Source organism: Melittangium boletus DSM 14713, from assembly GCF_002305855.1.
Classification (GTDB): Bacteria; Myxococcota; Myxococcia; order Myxococcales; family Myxococcaceae; genus Cystobacter; species Cystobacter boletus.
The window spans coordinates 8,736,467-8,753,355 of sequence record NZ_CP022163.1; the positions used below are offsets into that span (position 1 = coordinate 8,736,467).

12 protein-coding genes are annotated in these 16,889 nt (G+C 70.0%); 5 read left to right on the forward strand and 7 right to left on the reverse strand.

What is annotated here, in order from left to right:
• Positions 1-7: 7 nt before the first annotated feature.
• The 4 genes from MEBOL_RS36155 to MEBOL_RS36170 form a co-directional block, all read right to left on the reverse strand.
• Complete coding sequence (locus MEBOL_RS36155; protein WP_095981667.1) at positions 8-1,126, reverse strand: metallophosphoesterase family protein; 1,119 nt, start codon at positions 1,124-1,126, stop codon at positions 8-10.
• A gap of 3 nt (positions 1,127-1,129) precedes the next feature.
• On the reverse strand, positions 1,130-2,398 hold the full coding sequence (locus MEBOL_RS36160) for a cytochrome-c peroxidase (RefSeq protein ID WP_095981668.1): 1,269 nt from the start codon (positions 2,396-2,398) through the stop codon (positions 1,130-1,132).
• Between the two features lie 148 nt (positions 2,399-2,546).
• Positions 2,547-2,978, reverse strand: a complete 432-nt coding sequence (locus MEBOL_RS36165; RefSeq protein ID WP_095981669.1) for an acyl-CoA thioesterase — start codon at positions 2,976-2,978, stop codon at positions 2,547-2,549.
• A 26-nt stretch (positions 2,979-3,004) separates the two neighbouring features.
• Positions 3,005-4,306 (reverse strand): hydroxyacid-oxoacid transhydrogenase, encoded by a 1,302-nt coding sequence (locus MEBOL_RS36170; RefSeq protein WP_095981670.1) that lies wholly within the window; start codon positions 4,304-4,306, stop codon positions 3,005-3,007.
• Positions 4,307-4,459: 153 nt separating this feature from the next.
• Here MEBOL_RS36170 and MEBOL_RS36175 point away from each other — a divergent pair, with 153 nt between their 5' ends.
• Positions 4,460-5,476, forward strand: coding sequence for a zinc-dependent alcohol dehydrogenase family protein (locus MEBOL_RS36175; protein ID WP_095983221.1), 1,017 nt, complete (start codon positions 4,460-4,462; stop codon positions 5,474-5,476).
• A gap of 127 nt (positions 5,477-5,603) precedes the next feature.
• Entirely contained in the window at positions 5,604-6,887 is a 1,284-nt protein-coding gene (locus MEBOL_RS36180) for a VWA domain-containing protein (protein WP_095981671.1), read from the forward strand.
• On the opposite strand, the gene MEBOL_RS36185 is transcribed toward MEBOL_RS36180, so the two are convergent.
• The 3 genes from MEBOL_RS36185 to MEBOL_RS36195 form a co-directional block, all read right to left on the reverse strand.
• Positions 6,884-8,098 (reverse strand): cytochrome P450 family protein, encoded by a 1,215-nt coding sequence (locus MEBOL_RS36185; protein WP_095981672.1) that lies wholly within the window; start codon positions 8,096-8,098, stop codon positions 6,884-6,886. The genes MEBOL_RS36180 and MEBOL_RS36185 overlap by 4 nt on opposite strands.
• 81 nt (positions 8,099-8,179) lie before the next feature.
• The gene (locus MEBOL_RS36190) at positions 8,180-9,754 is read right to left on the reverse strand and encodes a PAS domain-containing sensor histidine kinase (RefSeq protein ID WP_170115668.1); all 1,575 of its coding nucleotides are present in this window, start codon (positions 9,752-9,754) and stop codon (positions 8,180-8,182) included.
• 157 nt (positions 9,755-9,911) lie between these two features.
• Positions 9,912-11,003 carry a glycoside hydrolase family 43 protein gene (locus MEBOL_RS36195; RefSeq protein ID WP_095981674.1) on the reverse strand — a complete coding sequence of 364 codons (1,092 nt, stop codon included), beginning with the start codon at positions 11,001-11,003 and terminating at the stop codon, positions 9,912-9,914.
• Between the two features lie 417 nt (positions 11,004-11,420).
• Between MEBOL_RS36195 and MEBOL_RS36200 the strand changes: the two genes are divergently transcribed.
• The 3 genes from MEBOL_RS36200 (at position 11,421) to MEBOL_RS36210 (ending at position 16,819) form a co-directional block, all read left to right on the forward strand.
• Positions 11,421-14,225, forward strand: a complete 2,805-nt coding sequence (locus MEBOL_RS36200; RefSeq protein WP_095981675.1) for a M28 family peptidase — start codon at positions 11,421-11,423, stop codon at positions 14,223-14,225.
• 63 nt (positions 14,226-14,288) lie between these two features.
• Positions 14,289-16,196, forward strand: coding sequence for a TonB-dependent receptor plug domain-containing protein (locus MEBOL_RS36205; protein ID WP_095981676.1), 1,908 nt, complete (start codon positions 14,289-14,291; stop codon positions 16,194-16,196).
• Positions 16,197-16,210: 14 nt separating this feature from the next.
• Positions 16,211-16,819, forward strand: coding sequence for an HmuY family protein (locus MEBOL_RS36210; protein ID WP_095981677.1), 609 nt, complete (start codon positions 16,211-16,213; stop codon positions 16,817-16,819).
• Positions 16,820-16,889: the final 70 nt, after the last annotated feature.

A 16,889-nucleotide genomic window follows, 5' to 3' on the forward strand; every position in this document is an offset into this window, starting at 1 on the left:
AGGTCTCCTAGTAGGACGGCAGCTTGGTGGCCGCCGGGCGATCCTTCTTGCCGTTGGAGGCGAGGTAGCTGGAGCGGACGGTGACGGGGTCTCGATCCCAGAGGTTGTAGAGCGAGTCCGCCAGTCCGGCCGCGAGCACGTCGAAGCGGCCATTGCCGCAGCCGTCGAAGTTGCTGAATGGGTCCGCGCGGTTCATCTGCACCGTCAGGGCGGGCAGGCCCTCGGGTGCGTAGGGCCAGGGCCACGCGGTGGACAGCAACCCGTGGAACTGGATATTGCCAATCTGGTTGCTGAGCATCTGGTGCGTGTGGCCGTGGATGACCGTCACGTGGTCGAAGGGCTTGAGCAACGCCTGGATGTCGTCCGCGTCGTCCGTCCAGAAGTTCCACGGCCGGTAGTACTTGTAGAGCGGCGAGTGGCTGAAGACGATGAGCGGCGTCTTCTTGTCCACCTTGGCCAGGTCCTGCTTGAGCCATTCGCGGCCCGCGGCCCCCACCTCGAAGCGCGACTGCACCCCGTTGTCGAGTCCCGCCACCGTCTGCATGCGCTCCATGGGCGTCATGCCGCGCTCGGTCCAGAAGTCCTTCTCGTTCACGCTCATGAGCGTGATGAAGTGCACGCCCTTGTGATCGAAGGAGTACTGGGGCTCGCCGAAGAGCTCGCGCCAGTGCTCGCCCATGTCGAGGAACCAGTCGTGTTCGCCCACCATCATCTTCACGGGGGCCTTCACCGACTTGAGGATTTCCTTGCCGAGGTTGAGCTCGTCCTTCTGTCCGAGCTGCGCCAGGTCTCCGCCGAAGAGGACGAAGTCCGGCTGGGGATCCAGGCGGTTGACGTCATCCACCGCGCGCAGGATGGAGCGCACGAAGCGGTCGTTGAGATCCTTTTTGTACAGGTGCGAGTCGGAGATGTACGCGAAGCTGAACCGGGGTTTGTTGGAGGGGGCCGCGTCGGCGACGCTGATGAGCTGGAAGCTCTGGGGCGTGAGGAGGCCCTTGGCGGCGGCGATGCCCGCGGACAGCCCGGCGAGCTTCATGAATCCGCGCCGGTCGAGCTTGCGCAGTCCGTCGAAGAAGGCGTCGCGTTCCTCGTGATGCCGGGTCTCGATGCTCTTGATGTGCTTCATGGGTTATTTCCCTCCCGAGGAGCCCACGGGCCCGTAGAAGCCGCGCGAGGCGGGGTTCTCGATGGTGAGGTCCGGACTGAGGCCGATGTCGCCGAGGTTGCCCTTCTTGCCGAGCGCCGCGGCGGTGTCTCGCTCGGGGCGCTTGTTCTTGCGCGCGCGCTGGGCGGCCAGTTCCTTCTTCTCCAGGCTCGCGAAGTCATCCGACGTCAGCGCGAACAGGAACGCCACCACGTCGTCGATCTCCGGCTCGGTGAGGCCCAGCCGCTGCATGCCTCCGTCCAGGTAGGGGTTGGGGATGCCTCCCTTGTTGTAGTGGTCCATCACGTCCCACAGCGTGGTGAGCGAGCCGTCGTGCATGTAGGGCCCGGTGATGGCCACGTTGCGCAGGGTGGGGGTCTTGAAGCTCCCGATGTCGTTCTCGTTCTTGGTGACGAGGAAGCGGCCCATCTCCGACAGGTCCGTCTGGAGCGCCAGCTCGTCGATCTGCTTGGCGTCACCGGTGCGCACCACGCGCAGGGCCTCGTTGGCGAGCGTGGGGAAGTCGTGCGAGTGCGCGGCGATGCCGATGTTGTGGAATTTCTGATCCGAGAACAGGGGCGACACGGCGTTGCCCGCGTGGCAGCTGTTGCAGCGCGCCTTGCCGTTGAAGAGCGCCCAGCCGCGCTTCTCCGAGGCATTGAGCGCCTTGGCGTCGCCAGCCAGGAAGCGATCGAAGCGCGCGTTGCCGGAGAACTGCGTGCGCTCGAACGCGGCGAGCGCCGAGGCCAGATCCTCGCCCGTCACCTCGCGGCCGAACACCTCGCGGAAGTCATTCACGTACTCGGGGATGCCCTTCACCTTGGCCACCACGGCGTCCAGGTCCGGCATGCCCATCTCGATGGGATTGGTGATGGGGAGCACCGCCTGCTCCTCCAGCGAGCCCGCGCGGCCGTCCCAGAACTGGGTGGCGTTGAAGAGCGCGTTGAGCACCGTGGGGCTGTTGCGCTTGCCCATCTGGTTCTTGATGCCCACCGAGCGGGCCTTGCCATCCGTGAAGGCGCGCTTGGGATCGTGGCACGTCGCGCAGCTCACCGAGTCGTCCGCGGACAGCCTCTTGTCGTTGAAGAGCTTGTTGCCCAGGGCGATTCGCGCCGGGGTGGGACGGCTCTCCGCGGGGACGGAGAGGTCGTACAGCGCGGCGGAGACGCCCATGGGCAACGAGGGGGGTGGAGGCGGCTCGGCCAGGGCCGTTCCGCCCCAGGCGAGTACCGCCAGACACGTGAACGCTTTCATGTGGATGCACCTCGCGCGGGAATGGAAAGCACTCCTGTCCATTGTCCCGTGGTCGCGGGTGCTGAAACGCGGCGGATGTTTTCGAGTGTCCTCAAGCCGTCGTGGGGTGTGTTCACACCGCGACGGTGGCGCCGGATCCAGCGCGGAGTCAGCCCATCACGAGCCGTTCGAGTGCCGTGCGCAGGCGCTCGGGCATGGCGGTGGCCTTGCGCGACTGGCGGTCCACGAAGACGTGCACGAAGGTGCCGTGGGCGGCGGCCTGGGACTCGCCCTCCTTGAAGATGGCGATGCCGTACGTCACCGAGCGGTTGCCCAGCTTGTCCACGCGCAGCCCGGCCCGGAGCGGATCCGGATACGCGAGCGGCGCGCGGTAGGTGCACCGGGACTCCACCACCAGGCCGATGACGGGGCTCGTGTGGATGTCCAGGCCGCCCTCGTGGATGAGGTAGTGGTTGGCCACCGTGTCGAAGTAGCTGTAGTAGGTGACGTTGTTGATGTGCCCGTAGGCGTCGTTGTCCATCCACCGGGTGGTGATGGGCAGGAAGTAGCGGTAGCGCTCGAGGGTCTCGGGGTCGGCCATGGCTCGTTCTCCTTCTCCGCGCGGGGTCACCCGTAGCGCAGCGCCTGACGGAACAGCTCGGTGAGCACGGGGCCCGTCATTTCCCGGGGGGCGTTCTGGAGCAGGCGTTGCTGGGGAAGGGTGCCCTTCGTGAGCGCGCCGAGATCCGCCTCCGTATAGCCGATCTCGCCCAGTCCGTTGGGCATGCCCACCGCGCGCATGATGTGGAGCAGCCGCCCCGCCAGCACCTCGCCCGCGTCCGAGGCCGAGGCGCCGCGCACGTCCGCGCCCAGCCAGCCCGCGGCTTCCAGGTGCCGCTCGGGGCTCGACTCCGCGGTGTAGCGGAACACGGCGGGGGCGTTGACGATGACGGCCATGCCGTGGGGCACCAGGGGCTCGTCCTGGGGATAGCCCGAGGGCCGGAAGTCCCGCACGCCCCCGGCCACCGCGTAGGCCATGCCGTGGGGCGCGTGGACGCCCGCGTTGCCGAAGGCGATGCCCGCCAGCGTGGAGGCCCACATCATCTGCTCGCGCGCCTCCCGGTCGCCGGCGTCCTTCACCGCGCGCTCCAGGTACACCCCCATCAGCCGCAGGGCCTCGCGGCACCCGAGGTCGCTCCAGGGGTTGGCGCCCTGGCTCATGGGCCGGGGCCCCGGGCCCACCGGGCGGCGCACGTAGGGCCTCGCGGTGTAGGACTCGAGGGCGTGGGACAGCACGTCCAGGCCACTGGCGGCCGTGACTTCTCCGGGCAGGGTGTCGGTGCAGTCCGGATCGATGAGCGCCTCGCTGGGACGCAGCAGCGGCGAGGCGATGCCCGTCTTCGCGTGCAGCGACAGCAGATCGAAGATGGTGATGCCCGTCACCTCGCTGCCCGTGCCCGAGGTGGTGGGGCAGGCGATGTGCGGCCGGAGGGGACCGGGCACCGCGCGTCCCTCGCCCACGGGAGCGTTGACGTAGGCCAGGAAGTCCGCCGGGTGCGTGGCGTAGAGGTTGGCCGCCTTGCAGGTGTCGATGACCGAGCCGCCGCCCAGGGACACGTACCCATCCGGCCGGGCCTCGGAGGCGAAGCGCGCCGCGTCCTGGAAGGACGCATCCGTGGGCTCCACCCGCACGCCCGTATAGAGGACCACGTCCAGGCCCGAGGCCTTCAAGGACGCGTGCACCTTCTGGAAGAGGGGCAGCCGGGCGACGCGCTCGTCGGAGAACAGGGCCACGCGCCGCATGCCGAGCGCCCGTGCCCGCGCGCCCACCTCCGAGAGGCATCCCCGGCCGAAGGTGATGCGCGAGGCATCCACGGTGAAGGCGGAGTCACAGCCCTCGGCCACCGATTCGTAGTGACAGCAACCCATCCATGTCCTCCCGGGAAGCGGCGAGGGGAAAAGGTTAGCACTGGTCATTCGCGCCGGAGGGCCGGGCGATTCGCTGGCGGGTTTCGCGGGCGCCCACTATGTGGCGAGCCGTTTCCCCTCCACCCCCGGATGTCCCACGAGGAGCGCATTCACATGAAGGCCTATGAGTTGCGGAAGACCGGCGACACGACACAGGAGTGGGTCCAGGTGGACAAGCCCGAGCCCAAGCCCGGCCCGGGCCAGGCCCTGGTGCGCATCCGCGCCGTGTCCCTCAACTACCGGGATCTGCTCGTGATGAAGGGCGGCTACCTGGAGCCCGCGGTGCGTCCCATCATCCCCGTGTCGGACGGGGCGGGCGAGGTCGTGGCGGTGGGGCCGGGCGTCACGCGCGTGAAGCCGGGAGACCGCGTGGCGCCCACCTTCTTCGAGAACTGGACCGACGGAGAGCCGCCGCAGCGCTCGGGGCTGCGCAGCCTGGGCGCGGGCAATGTCGACGGCGTGCTGGCGGAGTCCGTCGTCGTGGATGCCGAGGCGCTCGTGCACCTGCCCGAGCACCTGTCCTTCGAGGAGGGCGCCACGCTGCCGTGCGCCGCCGTCACCTCGTGGAACGCGCTCTTTCCCCAAGGGAGCTTGAAGCCGGGCCAGACGGTGCTGCTCCAGGGCACGGGAGGGGTGTCCATCTTCGCGTTGCAGTTCGCCCACCTGGCGGGCGCGCGGGTCCTCATCACGTCCAGTCACGACGAAAAGCTGGAGCGGGCGCGGAAGCTCGGCGCGGACGAGCTGTTCAACTACAAGAAGACGCCCAACTGGGAGGCGCCCGTCCTGGCGCGCACGGGCGGGCAGGGCGTGGATCACGTGCTCGAGGTGGGTGGCGCGGGCACGTTCCCCCATTCCGTCCGGGCCACGCGGGCGGGGGGACACATCGCCTTGATCGGCCTGCTCACGGGGAACCGGGCCGAGGTGGATCCCAAGCTCTCGGAGCCGAAGAAACTGCGCGTGCAGGGCGTCTTCGTGGGCAGCCGCGCCATGTTCGAGGACATGAACCGCTTCATCACCCAGCACCGGATCCACCCCGTCATCGACCGGACCTTCCCCTTCGCTCAGGCGCGCGAGGCCCTGGCCCACATGGAAGCGGGCGCCCACTTCGGGAAGATCGTCATCACGCTGTGAGCGAGTGCTCCGGGTAGGACAGCGCTGACATGGTTTCGCATGGCGGAAAACCGGGGAGGCCTCGGCGGGAGGGTGTTTCTCCGAGGGAGAAGCCCGCGAGGCAAGGCGTTTGCAATGCGGCGGGGCCATGAAAACTTCACTGCTCACCTGGTGTGGATTGGCCGCGGCCCTGTCCCTGTTTCCGGCCTGTGGCGCGATGGATGGAAGGGGCTCCTCCGAGACGCCGCCCTATGGCGGCGACGCCTCGGGAGCGCCTAGGGATCCCTCGTCACCGGACGCACCCGACCAGGGCCAGCCTTCCTCGGGGCTGCTCACCGCGGGGGACTGGGACGACAACCTCAACTTCGACTTCTTCCAGAGGTACCTCACCAAGGCCTCCGCGGCCTTGAACCTGAGCGCGCTGCCCAGCGCGGATCGGGTGATCATCACCGTGCGCGACGAGGAGGGGCGGCCGGTGTCCAACGCCCTCGTCCGCGTGGACGGCAGTGGCGGCGGCACGCGGTTCCAGGGTCCCACCGCCTCGGACGGGCGGGTGCTCTTCCTGCCCGCCCATGATGGAGCCCAGGCGGGAGAGTCCTTCTCGGTGACGGTATCGCCGCCCCCGGGAGGGACGGGCACGCCGTTCACCACGGCGGTGGAGGGCAAGGCGTGGGACGTGACGCTGCCGGGCGTCCAGGGCGAGGCGCCCCGGGAGTTGGACGTGGCCTTCGTGGTGGACACCACGGGCAGCATGGGCGACGAGCTCGCCTACCTGAAGGCGGAGATCCAGGACATCGCCGACTCGCTGGGCACGCACTTCCCCCAGGTGTCGGTGCGCTACGGGCTGGTGCTGTACCGGGACGAGGGCGATGACTACGTGGCGCGCTCCTTCGACTTCACCTCCAGCCTGCCGACGCTGCGCTCGCGGCTGGAAGCGCAGGGCGCGGATGGGGGAGGGGACTACCCCGAGGCGATGGAGCGCGGTCTGGAGGAAGGGGTGAAGCTGTCCTGGCGCACGAGCAACACCGCCCGGGTGCTCTTCCTGATGGCGGACGCGCCGACGCATGAGCCGAAGCACGACGCCTTCCTGCGCGCGGCCCAGGGGGCCCGGCAGGCCGGCATCAAGGTCTACCCGATCGCGGCGAGCGGGGTGGCGGACTCGGCGGAGTTCCAGATGCGGCAGGCGGCCCAGCTCACCCGGGGCCGCTACCTCTTCCTCACGAATGACTCGGGCGTCGGAAACGATCATGCCGAGCCGCACATCCCCTGCTACCAGGTGCAGCTGCTCAAGCACCTGCTCGTGCGCACCATCGGCTCGGAGCTGGAGGGCCGGCGGCTGCCCGTCTCCGGCTCCGAGCTGGTGCGCTCGGTGGGCAACCCCTCGCAGGACGGCGCCTGCACCCTCCAGGATGGAACGGTGACGTACTACTAGAACGCCACCGGCAGCTGCTTCATGCCGTGCACGAGGATGCCCTCGCGCCATTGCAGCGCGTCCTCGTCCACGGCGAGCCGCAGTTGAGGCAGGCGCTCGAGCAGCAGGGGGATGGCGATGCTGGCCTCCAGCCGCGCCAGGGGGGCGCCCAGGCAGAAGTGGATGCCGAAGCCGAAGGCGATGTGCCGGTTGGGCTCGCGGGTGATGTCGAAGCGCTCTGGTTCCGGGAACTGCTCGGGATCGTGATCAGCCGCCAGGAGCGAGGCGATGATGGTCTCGCCCTGGGGAATCACCTGGCCGTGGAACTCGAGATCCTGAGGCGCCCAGCGCTGGGTGGTGGTCTCCACGGGGCCGCGGTAGCGCAGCATCTCCTCCACCGCCGATTCGATGAGGGCGGGGTTCTTCCGCAGCCGCTCCAGTTGCTCGGGGTGGCGCAGCAGCGCCCAGACGCCGTTGCCGATGAGGTTCACCGTCGTCTCGTGGCCCGCCACCAGCAGCAGGAACAACATGCCGACGAGCTCCTCGGTGGTGAGCCGGTCTCCCTGCTCCTCCGCGGACACGAGCGCGGTGAGCAGGTCATCTCGCGGATCGCTGCGGCGCTTCTCCATCAAGTCGCGGAAGTAGAGCAGGAACTGCATGCCCGCGGCCCGCAGCGGCCCCAGGTCGCCATCCAGGGGCGGGTTGACGATGAGGGTCGTCCACTCGTGGAAGCGGGCCTGATCCTCCGCGGGCACGCCGAGCATCTCGGCGATGACCGTCACCGGCAGGGGAAAGGCGAAGGCGCTCAGCAGATCCACCGAGCCCTGCTTCTTCACACCGTCCAGCAACCGCTCGGTGATGGCGGTGACGCGCGGGCGCAAGGCCTCCACGCGGCGCGGGGTGAAGGCCTTGGACACCAGGGTGCGCAGGCGCGTGTGGTCCGGCGGATCCGCCATGAGCATGTGCCGGTTGAGCGCCGCCATGGTGTCGTTGCGCATCTGGCGCGGCAGGGAGTCCTCGGGCAGCTTGGACTGATCCTTGGTGAAGCGTGAGTCGCGCAGCAGCTCCACCGCGTCCTTGTAGCGGCTGACCACCCACACCGGGAGCTTGAAGTACGGATCCACCACGCGCACCACCGGAGCTTCCTGGCGCATGCGCGCGTAGAGGGGCAGGGGGTTGGCGCGGGTGGTGGGGGCCCACAACTCTTGGAACGAGGCAGGGGAGGAGTTCATGCGCCTCATCATGCCCGGCGTCCCCGACGCGGGGGATGGCCCGTGTCCTCCCGTGCACTAACGGACGCGGGGGGCGCCGCGTCAGGAGGGGGGCGGCGCCAGGGGCAGGTGGAAGGTGAAGGCGCTGCCCTCGCCAGGCTGGCTTTCCACCGTCAGCTCGCCGCCCAGCTCCCGCAGGAGGTTGCGCACCACGGGCAGGCCCAGGCCGGTGCCCCGGCCCGGGGGCTTGGTGGTGAACCACGGCTCGAAGATGGAGGCGAGCACGTGCTCGGGCATGCCCACGCCGGTGTCCTCCACCCGGCAGCGCGCGACGCCCGCGTCCCCGTCCTCGGAGAGGTGCACGCGCACCTCCGCGGGCCGGCCGCGCACGGACTCCACCGCGTCGGCGGCGTTGCTCAGCAGGTTGAGCAGGACCTGCTCCACCCGCGTGCGGCTCACCTGGGTCCACACGGGGTGCGCGGAGCTCTGGAACGTCACCTTCACGTGCCGGAGGATGCCGGCGGTGCGCAGCATGGAGAGCGAGCCCGACACCAGCTCGCGCAGATCCACCCGCTCCACCTTCGTCTGGCCGGGGCGGCCCAGGTTCATCAGGTGCTGGCCGTGCGTGGCCACGTGCTCACACGCCCAGCCCAGCTCCGCGAGCATCTCCGCGTCCGGCGCCACGCCTGTCTGGGCCCACTCGGTGAAGGCGGTGCGCAGGCTGTTGAGCACGGTGGAGATGTTGCGCAGCTCGTGTCCCACGCCGGCCGCCAGCGTGCCCAGCGTCGCCAGCCGCTCCACCTGCAGCAGTTGCGCGCGCGTGCGCTCCAGCTCCTGCTCCAGTTGCTCGCGGGCCTTCACCCGCTCCGTCACGTCCGTGGCGAGCCCGATGGTGCCGGTGATCCGCCCCTGCTCGTCGAGCACCGGGGTGTAGCGCGTCTCGTAGTGGATGTTGGACGCGATGGTGGACACCTCCGTGGTGATCACCCCGGACAGCGCGAGCCGTGCCTGGGCGACCGCCTTGGGCTCGCCCGCGAAGAGCTCGAAGATGGACTCCCCGATGATCTGCTCCGGCTTGAGCCCCATGCTGGCCAGCCCGCCGCCATCCGCGAAGGTGATGATGCCCTGGGCGTCCAGGGACCAGAGGATGAGGTGCGCGCCCCGGACCGCCGTGCGCAGCCGCATCTCGCTCTGGGCCAGGGCGCGCTCCATGGCCTCGCGCTCGCTGGCCTGTTCGCGCAGGAGCCGGTTGGCGGCCGCGCCCTCGGCGAGCGCCAGCTCTATCCGCCGGAGCCGCTCCTCGCGCTGCGCGGTGACATCCACCAGGGTGCCGAGCACACCGACGACGGAGCCGCGCGCGTCGAACAGGGGGACCTTGCTCGTCTGCGTCCAGTGGTCCACGCCGTCGACGCCGCGCACGCGCTCCTCGAACTCGGCCAGGGGCAGGCCGGTGGCGAGCACCTGCCGATCCGTGCGCTGGTAGTCCTCCGCCAGATCGCGCCACGGCATCTCGTGATCGCCCAGGCCCACCACGTCCTCGGGTGCCATGCCCGCGAGCCGCGCGAAGGCCCGGTTGCACCCGAGGTAGCGCAGGTCCATTCCCTTCCAGAAGAGGGGATGGATGAGCGCGTCGAGAATGAGCCGCGACAGCGCGGCCTCGTGCGTCGTAGACGCCATGGGCGTCCTCCCATTCGCGGCGCCTGGAAGGACGGCTTGCACGGGCGCGCGCGGAGTGGGCTTGTGCATATCCGGGAGTGCGGGGGTGCAACAAGCACTTCCCCGCACTCTGCGACGCCGAGTGAGTTTCCCTCGCCGAGGGTTGTGGACGGGCGGGCTACTCGTAGAACTTCAAGCTCCAGCCCGTGTTGCGCTCACTGCCCCGGGTGTAGGTGATGTTGCCCCACCACTGGAAGGAGCCCGAGTACCAGTGGCGCGCGCCCCAGAAGTCGCTGGGGTACTCGTTCTTGGCGACGCCGTGGTAGGCCAGGGGGAAGGTGGGGCCCGCGGGGGGGCTGGTGTTGGGATCGCCGTTGAGCAGCACGAAGGAGTGGTGGCCCACACCCTTGGCGTACAGGGTCGGATCCCACCCAGCCATGATGGTGGCGCGGTTGGCGCCGAAGAGGCACCCGTTGGACTTGAACCAGTCCCACACGTAGGTGGGGTCGCCGTTGAGCTTGAGGCGCAGGTCCGCCAGGCAGTAGCTCTCGCCCCAGCTGCCGTTGGCCGAGTAGACCACGTGCAGCTGGCCGGCCGGATCGATGATGATCTCGGGGCCCTCGTTGACGCGGCAGGGGGGGTTGGGCTCCACCTTCTCGAAGGCCTCGCGGGGCTGGGAGATGACGTAGCGCGCGCCCGTGACGGTGGTGGGGTTGCTCATGCGCGCGAGGAAGAGCGTCTGCTCGCCGTCGGTGTTGCCCACCCAGCCGGACCAGACGAAGTACCACTGGCCCCGGTAGTTGAAGGCCGTGCCGTCGATGGCCCACTTGTCGTCGGGCAGCGCCATGCGCTGGGCGGCGGACCAGCCGCTGGTGGGCGACTTGGACTGGATGACGTACATGCGGTGGGCGGCGCCGGCCCCGGCCGTGAAGTACATGTAATAGGTGTCACCCGCCTTGATGAGCTGCGGGGCCCACACCTCGGGCCAGCCCGAGGGGTTGCTCCAGACGAGCTGACGCGCCGCGCCGGCCAGCGCGTCCACCGACGGGGCCGTGCGCACGTACAGCCGCCCCCCCTCCACCTCCGCGGAGATGTAGGTGCTGTCCACCCGGATGACCGTGGGGTCCGCGTTGCGGATGTTCAGCCGGCCCAGCGACTGGGCCTGCTCCACGAGGGGCTCGCTCACGCTCGGGGCCGCTGCTTCCGGACCCCCACACGCCTGGACGCCCACGCTCAACGCCAGAACACCCAAGGCCTTCGACATGCGCATTCGCTCTCTCCTGATTCGAGGAAGAAGCGCATTCCTACACTAAAACGGGGATTTCCGAGAAAACAAAAAAACCGGGGAGAAGCCGCCCCCGCGGCTCCTCCCCGGCACTGCTCTCCCCGTCCCACTACCCCCGAGAACCCCCCACCGAAATCTCCCCGTGCCCCAACCCCCCGCCCTCCAACCCGCCCAACCCCGAACAGCCCTCGCCCGGCCCACCCCGTCAGCTTCTCGAGAGGGGACTAAAGCACCGCGCGTGCCAGCGCCTCCGCGCCGGACAACGCTCCGGATTCCAAGAGGTTGGGCACGCGCATGGGCAGCCGGGCACGCGCGAGGGGGGTAAGAGTTACCGCTGAAATTCCCTCGACAAGCCAGGGCGAGTTGATATTGCCAATCAATCTCAATTCCAGGCTCCTTCACATGAAGAGACTCTCCTTCGGCATCCTCGTCTTCCTGGGTTGCGCCCACGCTCCCTCGGCGCCGCCCCCTGGTCCCAACCCCTCGACGCCCGCGCCCCGGAGCCTGCCGCCCCACGAGGGCGAGTCGCACTGGCGCTCGCTGCGGCAGCTCACCCTCGAGGGCGAGAACGCCGAGGCCTACTGGGCCTTCTCTGGCAAGGAGTTGACATTCCAGGCCCGCCACGAGGGGCAGGGATGCGACCGCATCTACTGGTTGGATGCCCAGACGGGCGCCACGCGGCCCATCTCCAGCGGGGAGGGCGCCACCACGTGCGCCTATGCGCTCCCGTCGGATCAGGAGGTCATCTACGCCTCCACCCACGAGGGCGGCGCCGCCTGCCCCCCCAAGCCCGACATGAGCCTGGGCTACGTGTGGCCGCTCTACGACACCTACGACATCTACAAGGCGAACGCGGACGGCTCCAACCTCCGGCCGCTCACCCGCGAGAAGGGCTACGACGCCGAGGCGACGGTGTGCCCGAAGGACGGCTCCATCCTCTTCACCTCCGTGCGGGATGGGGATCTGGAGCTGTACCGGATGGACGCGGACGGGGGGAACGTGAAGCGGCTCACGCACACGCCCGGCTATGACGGCGGCGCGTTCTTCAGCCCGGACTGCTCGAAGATCGTCTGGCGGGCGAGCCGTCCCGCGCCGGGCAAGGAGCTGGAGGACTACCAGGCGCTGCTGGCCAGGGGGCTCGTGCGGCCCACGAAGCTGGAGCTGTACGTAGCGGACGCGGATGGCTCCAACGCCACCCAGGTCACCTACCTCAACGCGGCGAGCTTCGCCCCCGCCTGGCACCCGACACTTCCGCGCCTGCTCTTCTCCTCCAATTACGGAGACCCCAAGGGGCGCGAGTTCGACATCTGGGCGGTGAACGTGGACGGCACCGGGCTGGAGCGCATCACCACCGCGCCGGGCTTCGATGGCTTCCCGCTGTTCTCCCCGGACGGCAAGCAGCTCGCGTTCTCGTCCAACCGCGCCACGGCCCCGGGCCGCCACGACACCAACGTCTTCATCGTCGACTGGCAGGAGACGCGCACGCGCGAGCCCTCCGCCGCCGCGCCCGTGCCCGCGCCCGCGGACCGGGTGATGGAGGACGTGCGCTTCCTCGCGTCGCCCGAGCAGGGGGGCCGGGGCATCGACACGCCGGGGCTGGAGCAGTCCGCGGCCTGGTTGGAGAAGCGCTTCGTGGCGCTGGGCCTGGAGCCCGCCGGAGACGCGGGCACGTTCCGCCAGCGCTTCCCCGTCATCACCGAGCTCAAGGCCGCGAGCGGCACGGCGCTGGAGCTCGGCGGCGTGCGGGCCTTGGACACCGCCTTCGTGCCGCTGGGCTTCTCCGCGGACGGGGAAGTGAAGGGGGACTTCGTGCTCGCCGGCCATGGCATCCGCGCCCAGGCGCTGGGCGTGGACGACTACGCGGGCCTGTCGGTGAAGGGGAAGATCGTCGTCGTGCGGCGCTTCGTGCCGGACACGCCCGCCTTCGCCTCGAGCGAGGCGCAGCGCCGCTATGGGGACCTGCGTCACAAGGCGTGGACGGCCAAGGAGGCCGGGGCGCGGGCGCTCGTGGTGGTGGACTGGCCCGTGGTGGCGGCGGGGGAGAAGGGCGCTCCTCCCGAGGCCAGCCTGCCCGCGCTCAAACCCGAGGGCGCCCAGGACGCGGGCCTGCCCGTGGTGGCCTTGAAGCGCGCCGGCTTCGAGGCGGTGCTCGACAAGCTCGCCAAGCGGCAGAAGGTGAGCGGCCGCGTGGCGGTGAAGCTCGACAAGGTGCTCAAGGACACGTGGAACGTGGTGGGGAAGCTGCCCGCCGCGGCGGCCGGGACGCGGGCGTCCGGCGTCATCGTGGTGGGCGCTCATTATGATCACCTGGGCGAGGGAGGACGGGGCTCGCTCGCTCCGGATCGCCGCGAGCCGCACCTGGGCGCTGACGACAACGCCTCGGGCGTGGCGGGCCTGCTGGAGGCGGCGCGCCTGCTGTCGGGGCAGCGCGAGCGGCTGCACCGGGACGTGTACTTCACCGCCTTCTCCGGCGAGGAGACGGGCGTGCTCGGCTCCACCGCGTGGACGCGCACGCCGCCCGCGGGGCTCGGGATGAAGGACGTGGCCGCCATGCTCAACCTCGACATGGTGGGGCGGCTGCGCGACAACCACCTGACGGTGCTGGGCGCCGACTCGGGCGGGGAGTGGCGGGACTTGCTCGCCCCCGCGTGCGCCAAGGCCCGTGTCCAGTGCGATGGCTCCGGGGATGGGTATGGGCCCTCGGATCACACGCCCTTCTACGCGGCGGGAGTGCCCGTGCTGCACTTCTTCACCGGCACGCACGGCGACTACCACAAGCCCTCGGACAGCGCGGATCGGGTCAACGCGGCGGGGCTCGCCCAGGTGGCGCTCGTGGTGTCCGAGGTGGCCGCCGTGGCGAGCGCCCGGCCCGAGCGCGTCACCTACCGCAGTGTGCCCGCGCCCGCTCCGGCCGGGGACTTGCGCTCCTTCAATGCCTCGCTGGGCACGGTGCCGGACTACGCGCCGCCGGCGGGCACCCGGGGCGTGTTGCTCGCGGGCGTGCGGCCCGGGGGGGGCGCGGAGCTGGGCGGCCTCAAGCGCGGGGACGTGCTCGTGCGGCTCGGCACCCACGACGTGGGCAGCGTGGAGGACTTGATGTACGCGCTCAACGCCTCCAAGCCGGGCGAGACGGTGACCGCCGTCGTCCTGCGCGAGGGCGCCGAGGTGAAGCTCTCCGTCACCTTCCAGGAGAGCAAACGTCGCTGATATTGACTTTGAGAATCAGTATCAAATATAGCCCACGACTTCGATCGTCCGTCGGAGGTGGAGATGCGAGGGTGGAGGCTGCTGGGTGTCCTGGTCCTGGCGGGGCCCGCGCTCGCGCAGGAGCCCGCCGGGGCGGGGGGAGGAGAGGGCGGGGGCCTGACGACGGTGGTGACGGGCTCGCGTTCGGTGGAGCACGTGCGGGACGCGCCCGTGGCCGTGGAGGTCATCACCCGGCGGGACATCGAGGCGAGTGGCGCGCGGGACATCGCGGAGCTGCTCTCGGGCCGGCCGGGCGTGGAGGTCATCACCGGCTTCGCGGGCGCGGGGCTGCGCTTGCAGGGGTTGGGTCCCGAGTACTCCCTGCTCCTGGTGGACGGGGAGCGGGTGACGGGCCGGGTGGATGGGCAGCTCGATCTCTCCCGGCTGTCCACGGACAACATCGAGCAGATTGAAATCGTCAAGGGACCCAGCTCGGTCCTCTATGGCAGCGATGCCATGGCCGGCGTGGTGAACATCGTCACGCGCAAGGCGCGCCGGCCGCTCGGCGCCGAGGCGCGCGTGTCCTACGGGGGCCTGCGGCAACTGGAGCTCGAGGGCAGTGGGGAAGCGCGGGGCGAGCGCTGGGGCTTGAGGCTGGGGGGAGGCTACCGCCGCCGGGACGCGTACTCGCTGGACCCCTCGCGGGTGAGCACTTCCGGGAGTGATCTCGACAGCTACCGCTACTCCGGCCGCGGGGAGCTGCGCGTCTCCGAGCGCTTCCAGCTCGAGGCCAAGGCGGAGGGCAATCGCAAGGTGCAGCGGGGCGTGGACGGGCTCGACACGGGGGCGGTGATCGATCGGGCGAGCCAGGACGAGGCCTTCCTCGCCACGCTCCTGCCGACGTGGGAGCTCTCGGAGCACACGACGCTGTCCTTCACCGGGCACTACTCGCGCTTCCGGCACCGCTTCGTCTACGACCAGCGCGGGGCCTCGGCGTTGGACCGGATCGACGAGACGCTGGAGCAGCTGGCCAAGGTGGGAGTGCAGCTCAATCAGGGGTTGGGCGAGTCGCACCAACTGGTGGCGGGCGTGGAGGCGCTGGGGGAAGGGCTGGTGTCGGATCGGCTGGAGTCGGGACGGGGCCAGCGCTCGCGGCTGTCGCTCTTCGCCCAGGACTCGTGGCGCGTGGTGTCCGGGCTCGTCGCGGTGCCGGGCCTGCGGGTGGATGTGGACTCCCAGTTCGGCACGGTGGGCACGCCGCGCCTGGCCTTCCGCTTCGATCCGCTCCAGGCGCTCACCCTGCGCGCCAGCTACGGCTTCGCGTTCCGCTCCCCGAGCTTCCAGGAGCTGCTCATCGACTTCGAGAACCCGAGCGTCGGCTACGTGGTGGCGGGCAATCCGGCGTTGCGGCCGGAGACGTCGCGCGGCGCGAGCCTGGCGGGCGAGGCCCGGCCCGTGGAGGGCACGCTCGTGTGGCTCGGCCTGTTCCGCAATGACTTGCGCGACATGATCACCGTCGTCACCCTGCCGGAGGTCGCGGGGCTGCGCTTTGGCTACGACAACATCGCACGCGCCACGGTGCAGGGGGTGGAGGTGGGGTGGAACCAGCGGCTGCCCGCCTCGATCCTCGTGGAGCTGGGCTACACCTTCACCCATGCCCGGGACAGCACCGAGGACCGGCCCCTGCCAGGACAGGCGGCCCACCGGCTGACGGCGCGCGCGAACTGGCGACGCCGGGCATGGGGACTGGAGGCCTCGGTGCGCACGGCGCTGGTGGGCGCGCGGCCCTACTACGAGGACGGGGACGGCGACGGGGTGGAGGAGACGGTGCTGGCGCCGCGCTACCTGACGCTGGACGCGCAGGTGTCCAAGGATTTGGGCGAGGTGCTGCGGCTCTTCGTCGCGGGCAACAACCTGGCGGGGGCGGGGGATGCCCGCTTCCTGCCCATTCCTCCCAGATCCCTCTACGCCGGAGTGTCGGCGCGTTTCTGACAGGAGCGGTGAGCATGCGAACGAAGCGAGTCCACAAGTGGGGAGCGTGGTGCGGCCTGGCGTTGCTCGTGGGGGCCTGTGGCGAGGACATCGGCCTGTCGCCGGAGCCCGAGCCCGAACCGAACGCGCCGGAGGACTCCCGGGTGAACCATGTGACCAACGCGGACGGCACCTGGACGACCGTGGTGGACGCGACGAGCAGCGAGGTCTGGGTGGGTGTGGACCTGGACGGGCGGACCGAGGCGGACGCGGCGGTGGACGCGACGTGGGACCTGGCCATCCAGCGCTTCCACGTGCGCACCCGGGGAGGCGTGAATGGCTCGGGGGGCGTGAAGGTGGCGGTGCTCGAGGGCGCGGACTTCGGCGCGCTGAGCGCCGCGCCGGCGAGCGGGTACGCGGAGGATCAGCCCAATGAGGGCACCACCCAGGGCACCGTCTTCGAGCGGGAGGGCGGCTGGTACAACTACGAGGTGGGCACGCACAAGCTCACGCCCAAGCCCCTCGTGTACGTGGTGCGCAGCGACCAGGGCCGCTACTTCAAGGTGCGGATCGCGAACTATTACGACGCGGTGGGCACCTCCGGCGTGCTGTCCTTCCAGTGGGCGGAAGTCGCGGCCCCCTGAAAAGAAACCGGGGAAGAGCCACCCCCGCGGCTCCTCCCCGATTCCTCCCCATCGACTGCTACTCCCCGGC